This is a genomic window from Nonomuraea sp. NPDC005692 (assembly GCF_040631115.1).
GTDB lineage: Bacteria > Actinomycetota > Actinomycetes > Streptosporangiales > Streptosporangiaceae > Nonomuraea.
On sequence record NZ_JBEXYU010000004.1, the window covers coordinates 128,006 to 143,213 of the forward strand.

Here is a 15,208-nt window from a genome sequence, read left to right on the forward strand (position 1 = left end):
CGGAAGGCCGCCCTTCCGCCCGCACGGCCGGCGATCCGCCCGGGAGCCTGCTCGCCCCGCCGGTCCGCCGGTCCGCCCGTCCGTCGGTACGTCCGGGCTGCTGGTGAGCCGCTCGGACGGGCGGATCACCAGCCGGCCGGACGGGCGGTGAGTCGTCGGTGAGGACGCGGTGAGCCGCCCCCGCCACTGTTGACCTGTCTCCGCGATCGCGGAGCAGAGGCCACACACGTGGGGAGCGGACAATGGGCATGCTGACCGGCAAGACGGCGCTGGTGACGGGCGGTTCTCGGGGCATCGGCCGGGCGGTGTCGCTGCGGCTGGCCGCCGAGGGCGCGCTGGTGGCCGTGCACTACGGCGGCGACGACGAGGCGGCCAAGCAGACCGTCGCCCTGATCGAGGAGGGCGGCGGCCAGGCGTTCGCTGTGCGCGCCCGCTTCGGCGCGAAGTCCCAGGAGGGCGTCAAGGGCGTGGAAGGCGGGGTGGGCGTTACGGGGGTGGAGGGCGCGCAAGAGGGCAGGGGCGTCGAGGGGGCGGTGGAGCGGTTGTTCGAGGGGCTGGCCGACGGGTTGGCCGGGCGTGGCCTGGACATTCTGGTCAACAACGCCGGCATCGCCTCGACCGTCCCGATCGCGCACCTGACCCCGGCGGAGTTCGAGCGGGTGATGACGATCAACGTCACCACCCCGTTCTTCGTGATCCAGCGCGCGCTGCCGCTGCTGAACGACGGCGGCCGCATCATCAACATGGGCTCGACGGCCAGCCGGCTCGCCGTCACCACGCAGATCGGCTACACGATCAGCAAGGCGGCGCTGGAGGCGATGGCCCCGACGCTCGCCAACGAGCTGGGACGGCGCGGCATCACCGTGAACACGGTCGCGCCCGGCGCCGTACGGACCGACATGACCGCGGGCTACACCTCGATCCCCGAGGTGGTGGCCGCGCTGGAGTCCATCACCGCGCTCGGCCGGCTCGGCGAGCCCGAGGACGTCGCGGACGTGGTGGGCTTCCTGGCCGGTCCGCCGGGTCGGTGGGTGACCGGTCAGACCATCGACGTCTCGGGTGGCACGTACCTCGGGCCGCTCGCCTGACAGAGCCTTGGAACACTTTGCTCATCCATTGCGGAGAGTGCATATATCCGTACAAGGAGCTTGCATAGCCTGATTTCATGGGAGATATCCCCCACGCGCCGCCACCACGTCCCGGCCCGGCGGACGGCGACGGCGGCCCGGCCCACAAAGGCGCCCCGGCCCACGATAGCGGCCCCGCCCACGACGGCGGCCCGGCCCACGAAGAGGCGCGGGCCAACGGCGAGGCGCGGGACGCCGACGAGGGGCTGGCCCGTGGCGGCTTGGGCCATGACGAGGGCCGGGCCCGTGACAAGGCGCAGGCTCACGACGAGGCGCGAGCCCATGACGAGGGGCGGGCTCACGACGAGGCGCGAGCCCATGACGAGGGCCGGGCTCACGACGAGGAGTGTGCCCACGACGGTGGCATGGCGCGTGATGCGCACGTCGACAGGCTGCTGCTCGGCGCGGCGACCAGCACGCAGGCGCACGTGTGCGTGCTCTTCGTCCTGGCCGAGGACGGGCGTGTGCTGATGATGGAGGCCGAGTCGGGCCTTCCCGAGCCCTTCTCGCGCTCGTGGGTCCTGATCAGGTCCACCGACCAGTCGCCGGTCGCGGTGGCGGTGCGGCAGCGGCGGCTGGTGTGGGTGCCCGACCGGGAGACCATGGCCCGCGAGTTCCCGCTCGTGGCGCTCGCCTTCCCGTACGGGTTCGCGCTGGCCGTAGCGCCCCTGGTCGGCCGCGACGGCGAGGTGCGGGGGGCCATGATGCTGCTCTGGCCGCCCGCCCCGGCCCGCCGTCCCACCGGGCACCAGCTCGACGTGCTGACCGCCGCCTGCGCCGACCTGGCGGAGATCGTCCCTAGGGGGAACCGGCCGGTGCCGCCGGGGCACCAGCCGCGCGTACTGACCAGGGAGCCGCCCGGCGGCGAGGACCTGCTGCTGACCTGCCTCAACCGGCTGCCCGAGGGCTACTGCATGCTCGACGTCGAGGGGCGGCTCACCCTGGTCACCGCCCCCGCCGAGGAGCTGCTGCAGGCCGAGGCGGGCGAGCTGACCGGCAAGCGTCCCTGGGACGTCCTGCCGTGGCTGGGCGAGCCCGCCTACGAGGACCGCTACCGCGCCGCGGTGGTCAGCCAGGAGGTCACCTACTTCACCACCCGCAACCCGGGCGGCCAGTGGCTGGCCTTCCATCTCTATCCGGGCCTGGCCGGCGTCACCATGCGGGTCACGCCGAGCACGATGGCCCGCGACCCGCGTCCGGTCATGCCCGACCAGCTCGTCACCACCGACCGGCCGCCGCGCCTGGTCGCGCTGCACGAGATGCTGCACCTGGCCACCACCCTGGCGCGGGCCGTCACCGCCCAGGAGGTGATCAACCTGGTCGCCGACCACGTGATGCCCGCCTACCACGTGCAGGCCCTGGCCATCCTCACCTCCAGGGGCGGGCGCATGCAGGTGGCCGCCTCGCGCGGGTACAGCGAGCAGGCGATCGAGGAGTACGACGGCCAGCCCCTGCTGCACCTGTCGCCCGGCCACCCCCTGGCCGCCGGCGCGCCGGCCTTCTTCGGCACCTGGGCCGAGCTGCGCGCGACGTACCCGGAGGCGATCAGGTCGGACGACATGTCGGCCTGGGCGTTCCTGCCGCTGACGGCCGGCGGGCGGACGGCCGGCATGTGCATCCTGGCCTACGACCGTCCCCACCGCTTCACCACCGACGAGCGGGCCAGCCTGACGGCCCTCAGCGGGCTCATCGCCCAGGCGTTCGAGCGCGCCCGCCTCTACGACGTCAAGCACCAGTTCGCGCAGTCGCTGCAGTCGAGCCTGCTGCCGCGCACCCTGCCCGGCGTCCCGGGGCTGGAGGTGGTCGCCCGCTACCTGCCCGCCACGCCCGGCATGGACATCGGCGGCGACTTCTACGACCTGATCCGGCTGGAGGAGAAGGTGGCCGCCGCCGTCATCGGCGACGTCCAGGGGCACGACGTCACCGCCGCCGCGCTGATGGGCCAGGTGCGTACCGCCATCCACGCCCACGCGAGCGCGGGCGCCAACCCCGGCGAGGTGCTCGCGCACACCAATCGCCTGCTCAGCGAGCTGGCCCCGGACCGGTTCACGAGCTGCCTGTACATCAGCGTCGACCTGGGGCGGAGCATGGCGTGCGTGGCCAGCGCGGGCCACCTGCCGGCGCTGCTGCGCCGGCCCGGCGAGCCCGCCCAGGTGGTGGAGGCCGCCCCCGGGCTGCTGCTCGGCATCGAACCCGGCACCGAGTACGCCACCACCCAGCTCGCCCTGCCGCCCGGCTCGGTGCTGGCCCTCTACACCGACGGGCTCATCGAGGTGCCCGGACGCGACCTCGGCGAGGCCATCGGCGGCCTGGCCGCCGGGTTCGCCCCCGCGCCGGAGCAGCCGCTCGCCGACGTGGCCGAGGACATGATCGCGGCGGCGGCGGCCGTCGAGCACCGCGCCGACGACATCGCCATGCTGCTCCTGCGCACCGGCCGAGCCTGAGCCACGCCAGTCGGGGTCAGGCGCGCCACTCCGGCGTGCGTTCCTGGCGGGCCTGGGCCAGGGCCTCCCTGACGCCCTCGGCGTCCTTGTCGGTGGTGTAGACGGGGCTGCCGGGCTGCTGCCGCCACGACTCGTCGAGGCCGCCGGCGTCCACGGGGTCGAAGCCGAGCGCGTCCACCAGGCCCATCACGATCTTCTTGCCGCGCTCGTCGTCGGCGGCCACGGGCAGGGCGATGCGCCCGGGGGTGCCGGAGGGGCGGCCGCCGTGGCCGAGGTGGTCGGCAAAGATGTTGTTGAACGCCTTCACCACCGGATGGCCGAGCTGCTGCTCGACCCATCGGCTCTCCGGCATCCCGGCCTCGATCTCGTCGATCCGGCCGTCGCGCTGGGGGTAGTAGTTGCCGGTGTCCACGACGGTCAGGCCGCCGGTGACGTCGTCGAACAGGTCGTCGGGCAGCTCGGGCACCTTGCCCTGGGGGATCGTGACCACGACCAGGTCGGCTCCCTGGGGCGCCTCCTCGACGGTCACCGGGGTCGCGCCGGTCTCGCCGGCCAGGCCGGTGAGCGTCTGGGGGCCCCGGGAGTTGGCCACCGCCACCTCGTGCCCCAGCTCGGTCAGGCGCCGGGTGAGCGTGCCGCCGATGTTCCCCGCGCCGATGATGCCGATCTTCATGCTCCGCCCCCGGTTGTGCGCCTCAACTACTGTTCGCCAGGATATCGTCACAACACGTTATCGCTGGTCGGAGGCCCTGTCGGCGCGCCGGAGGACGGCCGAACCGGATTCCGGGCGGATGGTTCCAGCGCCGCCGCTGGCATCAAGTGGTCACCGGTACGCAACTTCCTGGCCGTTCCCCGGCGGAATCTGCGCGCGACGAACCCGCACACTGGATGCCATAGGCAGGCAAACGGACGTTGGAGGGCCGAATGGGAAATTCAGCATTACGTTCCGTCTCGCACGACGCTGGGCGGCGTGAATTCGTTAATCACGCGGGCGGGACGCGTCCGCATATCCAGCTGGTGTCCGACGAGCCGGGGATTCGGGGGTTGTTCCGTTACCGTCCCGAGGCGGCCGAACCGCTGACCCTGCTCTCCGAGGTGCTGCTGTGCGGGGACAGCCCGCTGAGCCGGGGCGAGCGCGAGCTGATCGCCGCGTACGTGTCGTCGCTCAACCGGTGCCGGTTCTGCTTCCACACCCACGCGGCCTTCGCCGCCGTCCGCGTGCCGGACGGCATGGAGCTGGTCGAGGAGACCTGCGCCGACCCGGCGGCGGCCCCGCTCTCCGGCAAGCTCAAGGCCCTGCTGGGCATCGCCGGGGCGGTGCAGCGCGGCGGGCGGGAGGTCACCGACGAGCACGTGCGCGCGGCCAGGGCCGAGGGCGCCACGGACCTGGAGATCCACGACACGGTGCTGATCGCGGCGGCCTTCTGCATGTACAACCGGTACGTGGACGGCCTGGCCACGCTGGCCACCGACGACCCCGCCCATTACGCCGACAGGGCCCGACTGACCAGCGGATACGTGAAGGTGTGGAACGACGAGGCGCTGGACGAGGCCGGCTGAGTGGCCCCGTCCGGCGGGGCGTGATCAGCCGAAGAACTCGTCCACCGAATAGGGGTCGAGCGGGAAGCTCCAGCGCTCGCTGATCTTCCCGTCGGTGATCCGGAACAACTGCATGCCGCGGTCGTCGAGCGAGCGGCCGTCGCGCTCGCCGCGGATGCGCAGGACGGCGGCGACCTGGTCGCCGCCGACGAGGTAGGACTCCGGCTCCAGGCGCAGCGTGCCGGTGGTGGACTGCAGCAGTTCGGCCAGGTAGCCGAGCACGGCTTCCTTGCCGGAGTAGTCGCGGGCCATCGGTCCGCGACCGGGGACGTGGAAGATCACGTCGTCGGCGAGCAGCCGGCGAAGGTCCTCCAGGTCGCCCTTGGCAATGGCGTCGTAGGTGTTGCCGGCAACGGTGATGTGGGGATGCTCATCCATGACGACCGCCAGTCACAAACGGGGTTTAGGTGGCGTCCGAGACATTACGCGCGTCAGTTGCAGGAGACAAGAAGGAGGCGCAAATAACGAGATCTTGCGCAATTTGCCAGAGTGTGCAGACTAGGAGAAAACCGCATCGATGGGAGCTTGCGTGCCCCATATTGCCCTCGATTCCGATGAACCAGGAATCCGCGGACTTTTCCAGTTCAGCCCGGAGACGGCCGCCCCGATGAACGCGCTGGCCGAGGTCCTCCTGCGTGGCGACAGCACACTGAGCCGCGGCGAGCGGGAGCTGATCGCGGCCTACGTGTCGGGGCTCAACGAGTGCCGGTTCTGCACGGCCTCGCACGCCGCGTTCGCCGCCGCCCAGCTCCCCGAGGGCATGACGCTGGTCGACCAGGTCCGCGCCGACCCCGGCACGGCGCCCGTCACCCCCAAGCTCCGCGCCCTGCTCGCCATCGCCGCCGCCGTGCAGCGGAGCGGCCGGGACGTCACCGACAAGCTGGTGGCCGCGGCCAGGGCGGAGGGGGCCACCGACAAGGAACTGCACCACACCGTGCTGATCGCGGCCGCGTTCTGCATGTTCAACCGGTACGTCGACGGCCTGGGCACCTCCGCCCCCGACGACCCCGCCGGGTACGACCTGGCCGCGCAGCGCATCCTGACGCACGGCTACACGACCGTCCCACCGGCGACGGGACAGCAGGGCTGATGGACGGGGAACACCACCGGTTCGTCATCATCGGCGCGGGACCCGGCGGGCTGCAGCTCAGCTACTTCCTGCAGCGCGCCGGGGCCGACTACGTCACCCTGGAACGCGAGGACGCACCCGGCGCCTTCTTCCGCAGTTATCCGCGCCACCGCCGCCTCATCTCGCTGAACAAGGTGCACACCGGCGAGAAGGAGCGCGAGATCCAGCTGCGCTGGGACTGGAACTCCCTGCTCAACGACGAGCCCGACCTGATGTTCCCGAACTACTCGCGCGAGTACTTCCCGCACGCCGACGACCTGGTCCGCTACCTCGCCGACTTCCAGCGCGTCCACGGGCTGCGCGTGCGGTACTCGACGGCCGTCGAGCGCGTCGAGAAGGACGGCGCGGGCTTCGTCGTCCACGCCGGTGACCAGGTTCTCCGCGCCGACTGCCTGATCGTCGCCACCGGCTGGGGCGGCCCGCACGTCCCCGACATCCCGGGCATCGAGCTGGCCACCGGCTACGAGGACGTCCCCGTCAACGGGGAGGACTTCGCCGACCAGCGCGTCCTGGTCATCGGCAAGGGCAACTCGGCGTTCGAGACCGCGCAGGCGCTGCTCCCGCACGCCGCGGTCATCCACCTGGCCAGCCCCAGCCCCGTCCGCCTGGCCTGGACGAGCAAGCATCCCGGCCACGTCCGCGGCCAGTACGGCGCCTTCCTGGACAGCTACTGGTTCAAGACCCTGCACGGCGTCCTGGAGTGCACCGTCGACCGCCTCTGGCGCGAGGGCGGCGGGATCAGGGCCGCGATCACCTACACGCTGGCCGACGGCGAGCAGGCGCTGCTCGACTACGACGCCGTCCTGCGCTGCACCGGCTTCACCATGGACACCGGCCTGTTCGGCGACTCCTGCCGTCCCGCGCTGACCCCCGGCGGCCGGATGCCGGCGATCCGCCCCGACTTCCAGTCGGCCGACGTCGACGGCCTGTACTTCGCCGGCACCCTCATGCAGGCCCGCGACTTCAAACGGGCCTCCTCGGCGTTCATCGACGGCTTCCGCTACAACCTGCGCTCCCTGACCGCCCTGCTGCTCGAACGCTACGAGGGCAGGCCGCTGCCCGTGCGCGAGCTGCCCGCCGACGCCGGCGTGCTCACCGGGTCGATGCTCGACCGGGTCAACCACAGCTCGGCGCTGTGGACCCAGTTCGAGTACCTGTCGGACGCGTACGTGCTCGACCCGGACGGCGTCGTGCGCCACTACGAGGACCTGCCGGAGGACTACGCCCGCGAGCGTTTCGCCGCCGCCGGGCTGTGCCTGACGCTGACCCTGCGCTGGGGGCCGCGCGACCGCGCCGACGTGTTCGCCATCCAGCGCCACCCCACGCCCGAGCGGGCCGACGAGTGCGCCTTCCTGCATCCCGTCGTCCGGGTCTGGCGGCACGGCGAGCCGGTCGCCGAGCAGCACCTCCTGGAGGACCTGCAGGCCCGCTGGCGCGACCCCGTACGCCACGTCGAACCGCTGCGCGCGTTCCTGGCCGCCCGGCTTCAGTCGTAGGAGGAGAAGCGGGCCACGAGATCGTCGACCACGTCGGCGAGCGCCCCCCGCCGGGCGTGCGCGGCCCGCTGGCGCTCGGCGCCGCCGCCGTTCTCGCGCAGCAGCCGCCACCCCTGCCCGGCCGCCGCCGAGTCGCCGGCGGCGGCCAGCGCGGGCCCGACTTGCTCCAGCAGCCGCGCCACCAGCTCGGCGACCGGCCGCGCCGCCCCCGTGAACGGATCGACGCCGGACCCGCCAAGCCCGTCCCTGGCGGCCCGCCAGTAGGCCACGCGCAGCAGCTCGCCGGGCACCTCGGGGCCCGGATCGCCGTCCCGCACCCTTTGCAGCGACGTCGTGACCAGCGCCCGCACCACCAGCGCGAGGAACACCGACTCGCGGGTGGAGGCAGGCACGTCGGCCACCCGCACCTCCACCGTGGGCAGCCGGGCCGACGGGCGCACGTCCCAGAACAGCGTCCCGGGGTCGACCAGCGCGCCGCTGTCGGTCAGCGCCGCGACCGTGCGCTCGAAGTGCTCCAGCGACCCGAAGTACGGCGGCGGCCCGGCCACCGGCCACTTGCCCCAGGCCAGCACCCGCCAGCCCGCGTAACCGGTGTCGCGGCCGGCCCAGAAGGGCGAGTTGGCCATGAGCGCGAGCAGCACGGGCAGCCACGGGCGCACGTGGTTGCAGACCAGCACGGCCTGCTCCCGGTCGGGCACGTGGATGTGCACGTGACCGGCGCAGATGGCCTGCTCGTCGTGCAGGGCGCGGTAGTTGTCGATGCCGACGCCGTACCGGGGGTGCTCGGTGATCGGCGGCGGGACGACGTCGCCGATCACCGGCGTGCCGGAGGCGACCACGGCCAGGCCCTCGGCGCGCGCGGCGGCGGCCACGACCTCGCGCATCCGCCGCAGCTCCGCCGCCAGCTCGGCCCGGCTCGCGCAGGGCGCCGTCTTGGCCTCCACCTGGAACTGCGTGATCTCCGTGCAGACCCGGTCGCCCAGCCCGGCCGCGGCGCGCCCGACGACGGCCGCCGCCCCGGGGGCCACGGCGCGGGTGGCCGGATCGACGACCAGGTACTCCTCCTCGACGCCCATCAGGCGGGCGGTCACGCCGCCGGAGGTCTGCCGTAACGACTCGGCGGTAGCCGTCATGTGCGCTCCACTCCACTGCTCGACTCGACTGCGGGGACACTGCGGGAACACTGCCATCCGATCTTGCCCTGCCGGGCGCCGCCGCAGGGCCGAATGGCGCAGTCGCCCCGGGGGAATGGCTCTCCTGGCCGTACTACCCCCACATCCAGAGGAGGGCCCGCCCGTGACCGCGACCATGTCCGTGGAGGAGGCCGGGCACGTGTTCGCCACGCCCGCCGCGTACGCCGACGAGACCCGGCTCCACGAGGCCCTGGCGCTGCTGCGCCGCGAGTCCCCGGTGCACCGCGTGGAGGTGCCCGGCTACAACCCCTTCTGGGCCGTCACCCGGCACGCCGACCTGCTGGAGATCGAGCGGAACGACGCCCTGTGGCTGAGCGCGCCGCGTCCGGTGCTGCGGAGCGCGGAGATCGACGCCCGCCTGGCCGAGCAGCGGGCGCGCGGCACCGGCCTGAAGACGCTCGTCCACATGGACGACCCCGAGCACCGCGTCCTGCGCGCCGTGGGCGCCGACTGGTTCCGGCCGAGGGCCATGCGCGCCCTGGAGGTACGCGTACGCGACCTGGCCCGCCGCTACGTCGACCGGATGGCCGCCCATGGCGGCTCCTGCGACTTCGCCCGGCAGGTCGCCGTGCATTACCCGCTCTACGTCATCCTGTCGCTGCTGGGCCTGCCCGAGTCGGACTTCCCGCGCATGCTGCGGCTCACCCAGGAGCTGTTCGGCCAGGACGACAGCGACAACCGGCGCGGCGGCACCGCCCAGGACCACACCGCCGTGCTGGCCGACCTGCTGGACTACTTCCGCGAGCTGACCGCGGCGCGCCGGGCCAGGCCCACCGGCGACCTCGCCTCGGAGATCGCCAACGCCCGCGTGGACGGCCGCCCGCTGAGCGACCTCGACGCCGCCTCCTACTACGTCATCATCGCCACCGCCGGGCACGACACCACCAGCTCCACCATCGCCGGCGGCCTGGAGGCGCTCATCCGGCACCCCGGCGAGCTGCGGCGGCTGCGCCGGGACCCCGGGCTGCTGCCCTTGGCGGCCGAGGAGATGATCCGGTGGGTGAGCCCGGTGAAGGAGTTCATGCGCACCGCCGCCGCCGACACCGTCGTACGCGGCACGCCGGTCAGGCGGGGGGAGTCGGTGCTGCTGTCGTACCCGTCGGCCAACCGGGACGAGGAGGTGTTCGCCGAGCCGTTCCGGTTCGACGCCGGTCGTGACCCCAACCGGCACCTGGCCTTCGGCTCCGGCGTCCACTACTGCCTCGGGGCCGCGCTCGCCCGCATGGAGATCCGGGCGCTGTTCGCCGAGCTGCTGCCCCGGCTGGAGAGCGTGGAGTTCGACGGCGAGCCCGCCTGGGTGGCCACCACGTTCGTGGGCGGGCTCAAGCACCTGCCGATCCGCTACACGCTGCGCGCGTGAGGCCGCCCGCGAATCCGGCGGCCGGTCAGAACAGCGTCGGAGGCTCGGCGGGCATCGGCTCGGGCAGCGGACGCAGCTCCGGCACCCGGGCGCGCACCTCGTCGTGGAAGCGGCGGGCCAGCATCGGCGCGTCGGCGTTGTCCGGCGTGTGGACGAACACGGTGGGGGAGCGGCCCTCGCGCAGCCACCCGGCGACCGTGTCCACCCACTCCCGCCAGCCCTCGACCGTGGCCTCGACGGAGTCGCGGCCCAGGTAGCGGACGATCGGACGGCCGGTGAGCGCGCGGGTGCGGCGCGGCACGCGCGGCTTCTTCGTCCACGCGTCGCGCTCGGCGTCGCTGGTCGGCGGGGTGCGGAACAGCGTCACCGTGTCGAACGGCACCCATTCGGCGCCGGCGGCGGCCAGCACCCGTTCGAGCTGCCCGGCCTGGCGGGCGTCGTCGAAGAAGGCGCGGTGGCGGACCTCCACGGCGTAGCGGTGGGAGCGGGGCAGGCGGTGCAGGAAGGCCGCCAGCGTGCCGAGGTCGGCGGGGCCGAAGGCGGGCGGTAACTGCACCCACAGGGCGTGCGCGCGCGGCCCGAGCGGCTCGATGGCGTCGAGGAAGGCGTGGAGCTCCTGCTCGGCGCCGGTCAGCCGGTGGTGGTGGGTGATGGTCTTGGGCAGCTTGACCACGAAGCGGAAGTCGGGGTCGAGCTGCCGGGCCCACGACTCCACCGTGGCGCGCGCGGGGGTGGCGTAGAACGTGGTGTTGCCCTCGACCGCGTCGCACCAGGTGGCGTAGGCGCGCAGGCGCTCTCCCGGCGGGAGCGGATGGGGCAGGAAACGTCCGTTCCACGGTGTGTGCGTCCACATCGCGCATCCCACATGAAGCCGCATGCCTCCGACGTTAGCGGAGCCGCCGGGTGCCAGGGGCCGCCGCGGATGTCCGGGAACGCCACCGTTTAGGCTGGTCGCATGGGCATGGTCGGGACGGTCGGGCTGGTGCTGCATCCCCAGCGCGACTCCAAGAAGGCGATCGACACCATCCTGCGCTGGGCCGCGGACAAGGGGGCCACCGTCCTCGGGCTGCCCGAGGAGGTCGGGCGCATCGACTGCAGCGCGGTGCCGGTCGACGCGGTCGCCCTGGTCGAGCGGGCCGACCTGCTGGTGGGGCTGGGCGGCGACGGCACGATGTTGCGGACCATGCGGCTGCTGGCCGGCCGGCCCACGCCCATCCTGGGGGTGAACCTGGGCAAGCTCGGCTTCCTTGCCGAGATCGACGTGGACGAGCTGGCCGGCACGCTGTCGGCCATCGACCGCCACGAGTACACGATCGAGCCGCGGATGGCCGTCAAGAGCGTGGTCGCGGGGGTCGCGGTGACGGCGTTCAACGACATCGCGCTGGTGCGCATCCCCGGCGAGGGGCTGGCCGCGGTGTCGGTCACCCCGTCGGGCAGCCCGTTCGTGAGCCTGTCCGCGGACGCGGTGATCGTGGCCACCTCCACCGGCTCCACCGCCTACAGCTTCTCGGCCGGCGGGCCGATCGTCTCGCCGCGCGTGGAGGCCATCCTCGTGGTGCCCGCCGCCGCCCACTCCTCCTTCAACCGGGCCCTGGTGCTGCCCGCCGACGAGGAGGTGACGCTGGAGGTGCTGCCCACGAGCGGCAGGCTCGCCGTCGAGGTGGACGGGCGGGTGGTCGGCCACCTGTGCTCCGGCGACACCGTCACGGTCACGGCCTGGCCGGGGGCGGCGAAGGTGGTCCGCGTCGGCACCACCTTCTACGAGCGCGCCCGCCGCAAGCTGCGGGTGGACGGCAGCGCCGAGGTCGGCTGACCCCGCTCAGCGGCGGTGCCGGGCGGGCCTGGTGAGCGGGCCGCCGGCCCGCACGGGCCGGGTGAACGGCTCGCCCTCCGGCACCTCCGCGGGCCGCGCGCCGCGGGCGGCGACCAGGGCCGACAGCGCGGTCGTGATCGGCACGGCGGCGATCAGCCCGAGCGTGCCCACGACGCTGCGGACGATCTCCTGGGTCACGACCGGCGTGGTCAGCACGTCGCCGAGCGGCTGCGCGCCGATGCTGAACAGCAGCAGCAGCGGCAGCGACGCCCCCGCGTACGCCAGGATGATCGTGTTGATCACCGAGGCGATGTGGGCCCGCCCGACGCGTCCCGCGGCCCGGTACAGGCGGGCGAAGCCGTAGGAGGGGTTGGCCGCGGCCAGCTCGCCCACCGTCACGGCCTGGGTGACGGTGACGTCGTCGAGCACGCCGAGCGCTCCGATGATGATGCTGGCCAGCAGCAGCCCCTCGGTGTCGATCGACAGGCTCATGCCCAGGGTCAGGGCGGTGTCGTCGGTGACGCCGTTGAGCCGGGCCAGGCCGAGCGCCCCGTACGACAGCAGCCCGGTGAGCGCGAGGCTGGCCAGCGTGCCCAGCACGGCCATCGACGTGGTCAGGGAGAAGCCGTGGGTGAGGTAGAGCACCGTCAGCATGATCGCGGCCGAGCCGACGACGGCGACCAGCATCGGCGGCTCGCCCGCCAGCACGGCCGGGATGACGAACGTCAGCAGCAGCCCGAACGTCACCGCCAGCCCCACCAGCGCCGTCACCCCGCGCCACCGTCCGAAGGCGATGACCGCCAGCGCGAACGCGCCGCCCAGCAGCCACAACGTCGTCGACCGGTCGTGGTCGGAGAGCTGGTAGGCCCCGTCGGCGGCCCGCAGCAGCAGCACGTCGTCGCCCGACGTGAACCGCTGGGCCCCCGGCCCGCCCGGCAGCCGCAGCGTGACGTCGCGGCCGGCGTCGGGCCCCGAGCCGACCCGTATGGTGGCGTTGCCGCAGGTGGCCGGGTCGGGCACCGGCATGCCCTCCTGGACGGCCGGGCAGCGCCGGAGCGTGACCGAGGTGACCGTGCCCTCGACCCGCTCGACCGCCGGCTCCTCCCGCCCGTCCTGGCCGGACGGCGCCGCCTGCCCCGCGGGCCAGAGCCACACCAGGCAGGCCAGCGTCGCCAGGGCCAGCGGCACCAGCACGGCCAGGCTCGCCACGACCGCCCGGCGCGACGGCGGCGCGGCGGGCGCGCCGTGGCCGTGACCGTGGCCGTGGCCGTGGAAATGATCGGCGCCCATCGCGTGAAAGATCCTCCTAGGCTTCCGGGACTGCGACAGTAACGCACCCGGCGCGGGGTAGGAGCCGGGTGTGGCGACGCTGGTGGGCACCTCCGGATGGCAGTACAAGGACTGGCGCGGCGTGCTGTACCCCGAGGGGGTCCCGCAGCGGTTGTGGCTGGAGACGTACGCGGCCGAGTTCCCCACCGTCGAGAGCAACAACGCCTTCTACCGCCTGCCGTCGCCGGAGACGTTCGCCGCCTGGCGGGAGCGGACTCCGGGCGGGTTCGTGATGGCGGTCAAGGCCAGCCGGTACCTCACCCACATCAAGCGGCTGACCGAGCCCGAGGAGCCGGTCGCCCGGCTGATGGCGGCCGCCGGGGCGCTCAAGGAGAAGCTGGGCCCGGTCCTGCTGCAACTGCCGCCCACGCTGCGCGCCGACCCCGCCCTGCTGGACCGCTGCCTGGGCTGCTTCCCCGGCGGCGTGCGGGTGGCGGTGGAGCCGCGGCACGACTCCTGGTGGACCGGCGAGGTGCGCGAGGTGCTGCTCGCGCGGGGCGCTGCGCTGTGCTGGGCCGACCGGCTCGGCCGGCCGCTGACGCCGCTGTGGCGCACCGCCGACTGGGGGTACGTGCGCCTGCACGAGGGTCTGGCCACCCCCCGGCCCTCCTACGGCGCGGCGGCGCTGAAGAGCTGGGCGAGGAGGGTGGAGCAGGCCGGATGGCAGGACGTCCACGTCTACTTCAACAACGATCCGGGGGGAGCGGCCGTGCGCGATGCCCGGCGATTTGCCAGACTCGCCTGATGCGCACGCGTCTGTACAGGAACGGCGTCCTCGAAAAGGAGGGCTTCCCCGTCGAGGAGGTCTCCGACCACGTCGGCGACCCCGAGGCCGCCGTCTGGTTCGATCTGTGCTCGCCCACCCCCGAGCAGCTCAACCTGGTCGGCGAGGAGCTCGGCCTGCACGAACTGGCCGTCGAGGACGTCCTCAGCGACCACCAGCGCCCCAAGCTGGACGTCTACGACAACCACCTGTTCATCACCGTGTACGGCATCCACCTCGACGAGGGCCACCTCGTCCCCGTCGAGGTGAACGTCTTCGTCACCCCCAACGCCCTGGTGACCGTGCGCGAGAGCGCCCGCTTCGACATCGACGAGGTGGTCAGGCGCTGGGACGCGACCTCCCGCCTGGCCTCGCACGGCGTCTCCTTCCTGCTGCACGGCCTGCTCGACTACGTCGTGGACAGCCAGTTCGACCTCGTCCAGGACCTCGACGCGCGGGCCGAGGCCATGGAGGAGTCGCTGTTCGACGACGCGCCCCGCGACGGCAGGGAGCTCCAGCGCGCCATGTACGTGCTGCGCAAGGACACCGCCAGGCTCCGCAAGATCTCGATGCCGATGCGGGAGGTGCTCGGCACCCTGCTCCGCCGGGACCAGGAGATCGTCGCCGACCCGGTGATGGCCCCCTACTACGAGGACGTCTACGACCACGTCCAGCGGGTCGCCGAGTGGGTGGAGGCGATCCGCGACATGCTCGCCAACGTCCGGGAGACCCGCCTGGCCCAGCAGGGCTTCCGCCTCAACGAGATCATGAAGCGGGTGACGAGCTGGGCCGCCATCATCGCGGTGCCCACCGCCATCACCGGCTTCTACGGCCAGAACGTGCCCTACCCCGGTTCCGGCGACATCTCGGGCTTCTGGGTGTCGTCGGTGCTGGTGGCGGTGGCGTCCGTGGTGCTGTACGCGGTCTTCAAGAAGAAGGACTGGCTCTGAACGCC

The 15,208-nt window shown here is 73.0% G+C and carries 14 protein-coding genes; 9 read left to right on the top strand and 5 right to left on the bottom strand.

What is annotated here, in order from left to right:
* Window positions 1-242 precede the first annotated feature (242 nt).
* Both ABZ459_RS11210 and ABZ459_RS11215 read left to right on the top strand, forming a co-directional pair.
* Window positions 243-1,088 (top strand): SDR family oxidoreductase, encoded by an 846-nt coding sequence (locus ABZ459_RS11210; protein ID WP_357968817.1) that lies wholly within the window; start codon window positions 243-245, stop codon window positions 1,086-1,088.
* Between the two features lie 77 nt (window positions 1,089-1,165).
* On the top strand, window positions 1,166-3,571 hold the full coding sequence (locus tag ABZ459_RS11215) for a SpoIIE family protein phosphatase (RefSeq protein WP_357968819.1): 2,406 nt from the start codon (window positions 1,166-1,168) through the stop codon (window positions 3,569-3,571).
* Window positions 3,572-3,587: 16 nt separating this feature from the next.
* On the opposite strand, the gene ABZ459_RS11220 is transcribed toward ABZ459_RS11215, so the two are convergent.
* Window positions 3,588-4,295, bottom strand: a complete 708-nt coding sequence (locus ABZ459_RS11220) for an NAD(P)-binding domain-containing protein (RefSeq protein ID WP_357968821.1) — start codon at window positions 4,293-4,295, stop codon at window positions 3,588-3,590.
* A 320-nt stretch (window positions 4,296-4,615) separates the two neighbouring features.
* Between ABZ459_RS11220 and ABZ459_RS11225 the strand changes: the two genes are divergently transcribed.
* Window positions 4,616-5,131 carry a carboxymuconolactone decarboxylase family protein gene (locus tag ABZ459_RS11225; protein ID WP_357968823.1) on the top strand — a complete coding sequence of 172 codons (516 nt, stop codon included), beginning with the start codon at window positions 4,616-4,618 and terminating at the stop codon, window positions 5,129-5,131.
* A gap of 24 nt (window positions 5,132-5,155) precedes the next feature.
* On the opposite strand, the gene ABZ459_RS11230 is transcribed toward ABZ459_RS11225, so the two are convergent.
* Window positions 5,156-5,548 (bottom strand): nuclear transport factor 2 family protein, encoded by a 393-nt coding sequence (locus tag ABZ459_RS11230; RefSeq protein WP_352354061.1) that lies wholly within the window; start codon window positions 5,546-5,548, stop codon window positions 5,156-5,158.
* Window positions 5,549-5,687: 139 nt separating this feature from the next.
* Here ABZ459_RS11230 and ABZ459_RS11235 point away from each other — a divergent pair, with 139 nt between their 5' ends.
* Window positions 5,688-6,260, top strand: coding sequence for a carboxymuconolactone decarboxylase family protein (locus ABZ459_RS11235; RefSeq protein ID WP_357968826.1), 573 nt, complete (start codon window positions 5,688-5,690; stop codon window positions 6,258-6,260).
* Window positions 6,260-7,795 (top strand): NAD(P)-binding domain-containing protein, encoded by a 1,536-nt coding sequence (locus tag ABZ459_RS11240; protein WP_357968827.1) that lies wholly within the window; start codon window positions 6,260-6,262, stop codon window positions 7,793-7,795. The genes ABZ459_RS11235 and ABZ459_RS11240 overlap by 1 nt, the downstream gene beginning before the upstream one ends.
* Here ABZ459_RS11240 and ABZ459_RS11245 read toward each other — a convergent pair.
* Window positions 7,786-8,928, bottom strand: a complete 1,143-nt coding sequence (locus ABZ459_RS11245; protein WP_357968830.1) for a glutamate--cysteine ligase — start codon at window positions 8,926-8,928, stop codon at window positions 7,786-7,788. The two genes, ABZ459_RS11240 and ABZ459_RS11245, sit on opposite strands and share 10 nt — an antisense overlap.
* Before the next feature lie 163 nt (window positions 8,929-9,091).
* On the opposite strand from ABZ459_RS11245, the gene ABZ459_RS11250 reads away from it, so the two are divergent.
* Window positions 9,092-10,348: a cytochrome P450 gene (locus ABZ459_RS11250; RefSeq protein ID WP_357968833.1), complete on the top strand. Its 1,257-nt coding sequence runs from the start codon at window positions 9,092-9,094 to the stop codon at window positions 10,346-10,348.
* Between the two features lie 25 nt (window positions 10,349-10,373).
* Here ABZ459_RS11250 and ABZ459_RS11255 read toward each other — a convergent pair whose 3' ends face one another.
* Entirely contained in the window at window positions 10,374-11,225 is an 852-nt protein-coding gene (locus ABZ459_RS11255) for a DUF72 domain-containing protein (RefSeq protein ID WP_357968836.1), read from the bottom strand.
* A gap of 78 nt (window positions 11,226-11,303) precedes the next feature.
* Between ABZ459_RS11255 and ABZ459_RS11260 the strand changes: the two genes are divergently transcribed.
* Entirely contained in the window at window positions 11,304-12,161 is an 858-nt protein-coding gene (locus ABZ459_RS11260) for an NAD(+)/NADH kinase (RefSeq protein WP_357968839.1), read from the top strand.
* Window positions 12,162-12,167: 6 nt separating this feature from the next.
* On the opposite strand, the gene ABZ459_RS11265 is transcribed toward ABZ459_RS11260, so the two are convergent.
* Window positions 12,168-13,451, bottom strand: a complete 1,284-nt coding sequence (locus tag ABZ459_RS11265; protein ID WP_357968842.1) for a YibE/F family protein — start codon at window positions 13,449-13,451, stop codon at window positions 12,168-12,170.
* Between the two features lie 70 nt (window positions 13,452-13,521).
* On the opposite strand from ABZ459_RS11265, the gene ABZ459_RS11270 reads away from it, so the two are divergent.
* Both ABZ459_RS11270 and ABZ459_RS11275 read left to right on the top strand, forming a co-directional pair.
* The gene (locus ABZ459_RS11270) at window positions 13,522-14,235 is read left to right on the top strand and encodes a DUF72 domain-containing protein (RefSeq protein ID WP_357968845.1); all 714 of its coding nucleotides are present in this window, start codon (window positions 13,522-13,524) and stop codon (window positions 14,233-14,235) included.
* Window positions 14,235-15,203: a magnesium transporter CorA family protein gene (locus ABZ459_RS11275; protein ID WP_357968848.1), complete on the top strand. Its 969-nt coding sequence runs from the start codon at window positions 14,235-14,237 to the stop codon at window positions 15,201-15,203. Before ABZ459_RS11270 ends, ABZ459_RS11275 begins: the two co-directional genes overlap by 1 nt.
* Window positions 15,204-15,208: the final 5 nt, after the last annotated feature.

Excerpts from the sequence above, each read along its gene's own strand:
- ABZ459_RS11210 (WP_357968817.1), top strand. The coding sequence starts at position 243 with ATGGGCATGCTGACCGGCAAGACGGCGCTGGTGACGGGCGGTTCTCGG.
- ABZ459_RS11215 (WP_357968819.1), top strand. The coding sequence starts at position 1,166 with ATGGGAGATATCCCCCACGCGCCGCCACCACGTCCCGGCCCGGCGGAC.
- ABZ459_RS11230 (WP_352354061.1), bottom strand. The coding sequence starts at position 5,548 with ATGGATGAGCATCCCCACATCACCGTTGCCGGCAACACCTACGACGCC.
- ABZ459_RS11235 (WP_357968826.1), top strand. The coding sequence starts at position 5,688 with ATGGGAGCTTGCGTGCCCCATATTGCCCTCGATTCCGATGAACCAGGA.
- ABZ459_RS11240 (WP_357968827.1), top strand. The coding sequence starts at position 6,260 with ATGGACGGGGAACACCACCGGTTCGTCATCATCGGCGCGGGACCCGGC.
- ABZ459_RS11245 (WP_357968830.1), bottom strand. The coding sequence starts at position 8,928 with ATGACGGCTACCGCCGAGTCGTTACGGCAGACCTCCGGCGGCGTGACC.
- ABZ459_RS11255 (WP_357968836.1), bottom strand. The coding sequence starts at position 11,225 with ATGCGGCTTCATGTGGGATGCGCGATGTGGACGCACACACCGTGGAAC.
- ABZ459_RS11260 (WP_357968839.1), top strand. The coding sequence starts at position 11,304 with ATGGGCATGGTCGGGACGGTCGGGCTGGTGCTGCATCCCCAGCGCGAC.
- ABZ459_RS11265 (WP_357968842.1), bottom strand. The coding sequence starts at position 13,451 with ATGGGCGCCGATCATTTCCACGGCCACGGCCACGGTCACGGCCACGGC.
- ABZ459_RS11275 (WP_357968848.1), top strand. The coding sequence starts at position 14,235 with ATGCGCACGCGTCTGTACAGGAACGGCGTCCTCGAAAAGGAGGGCTTC.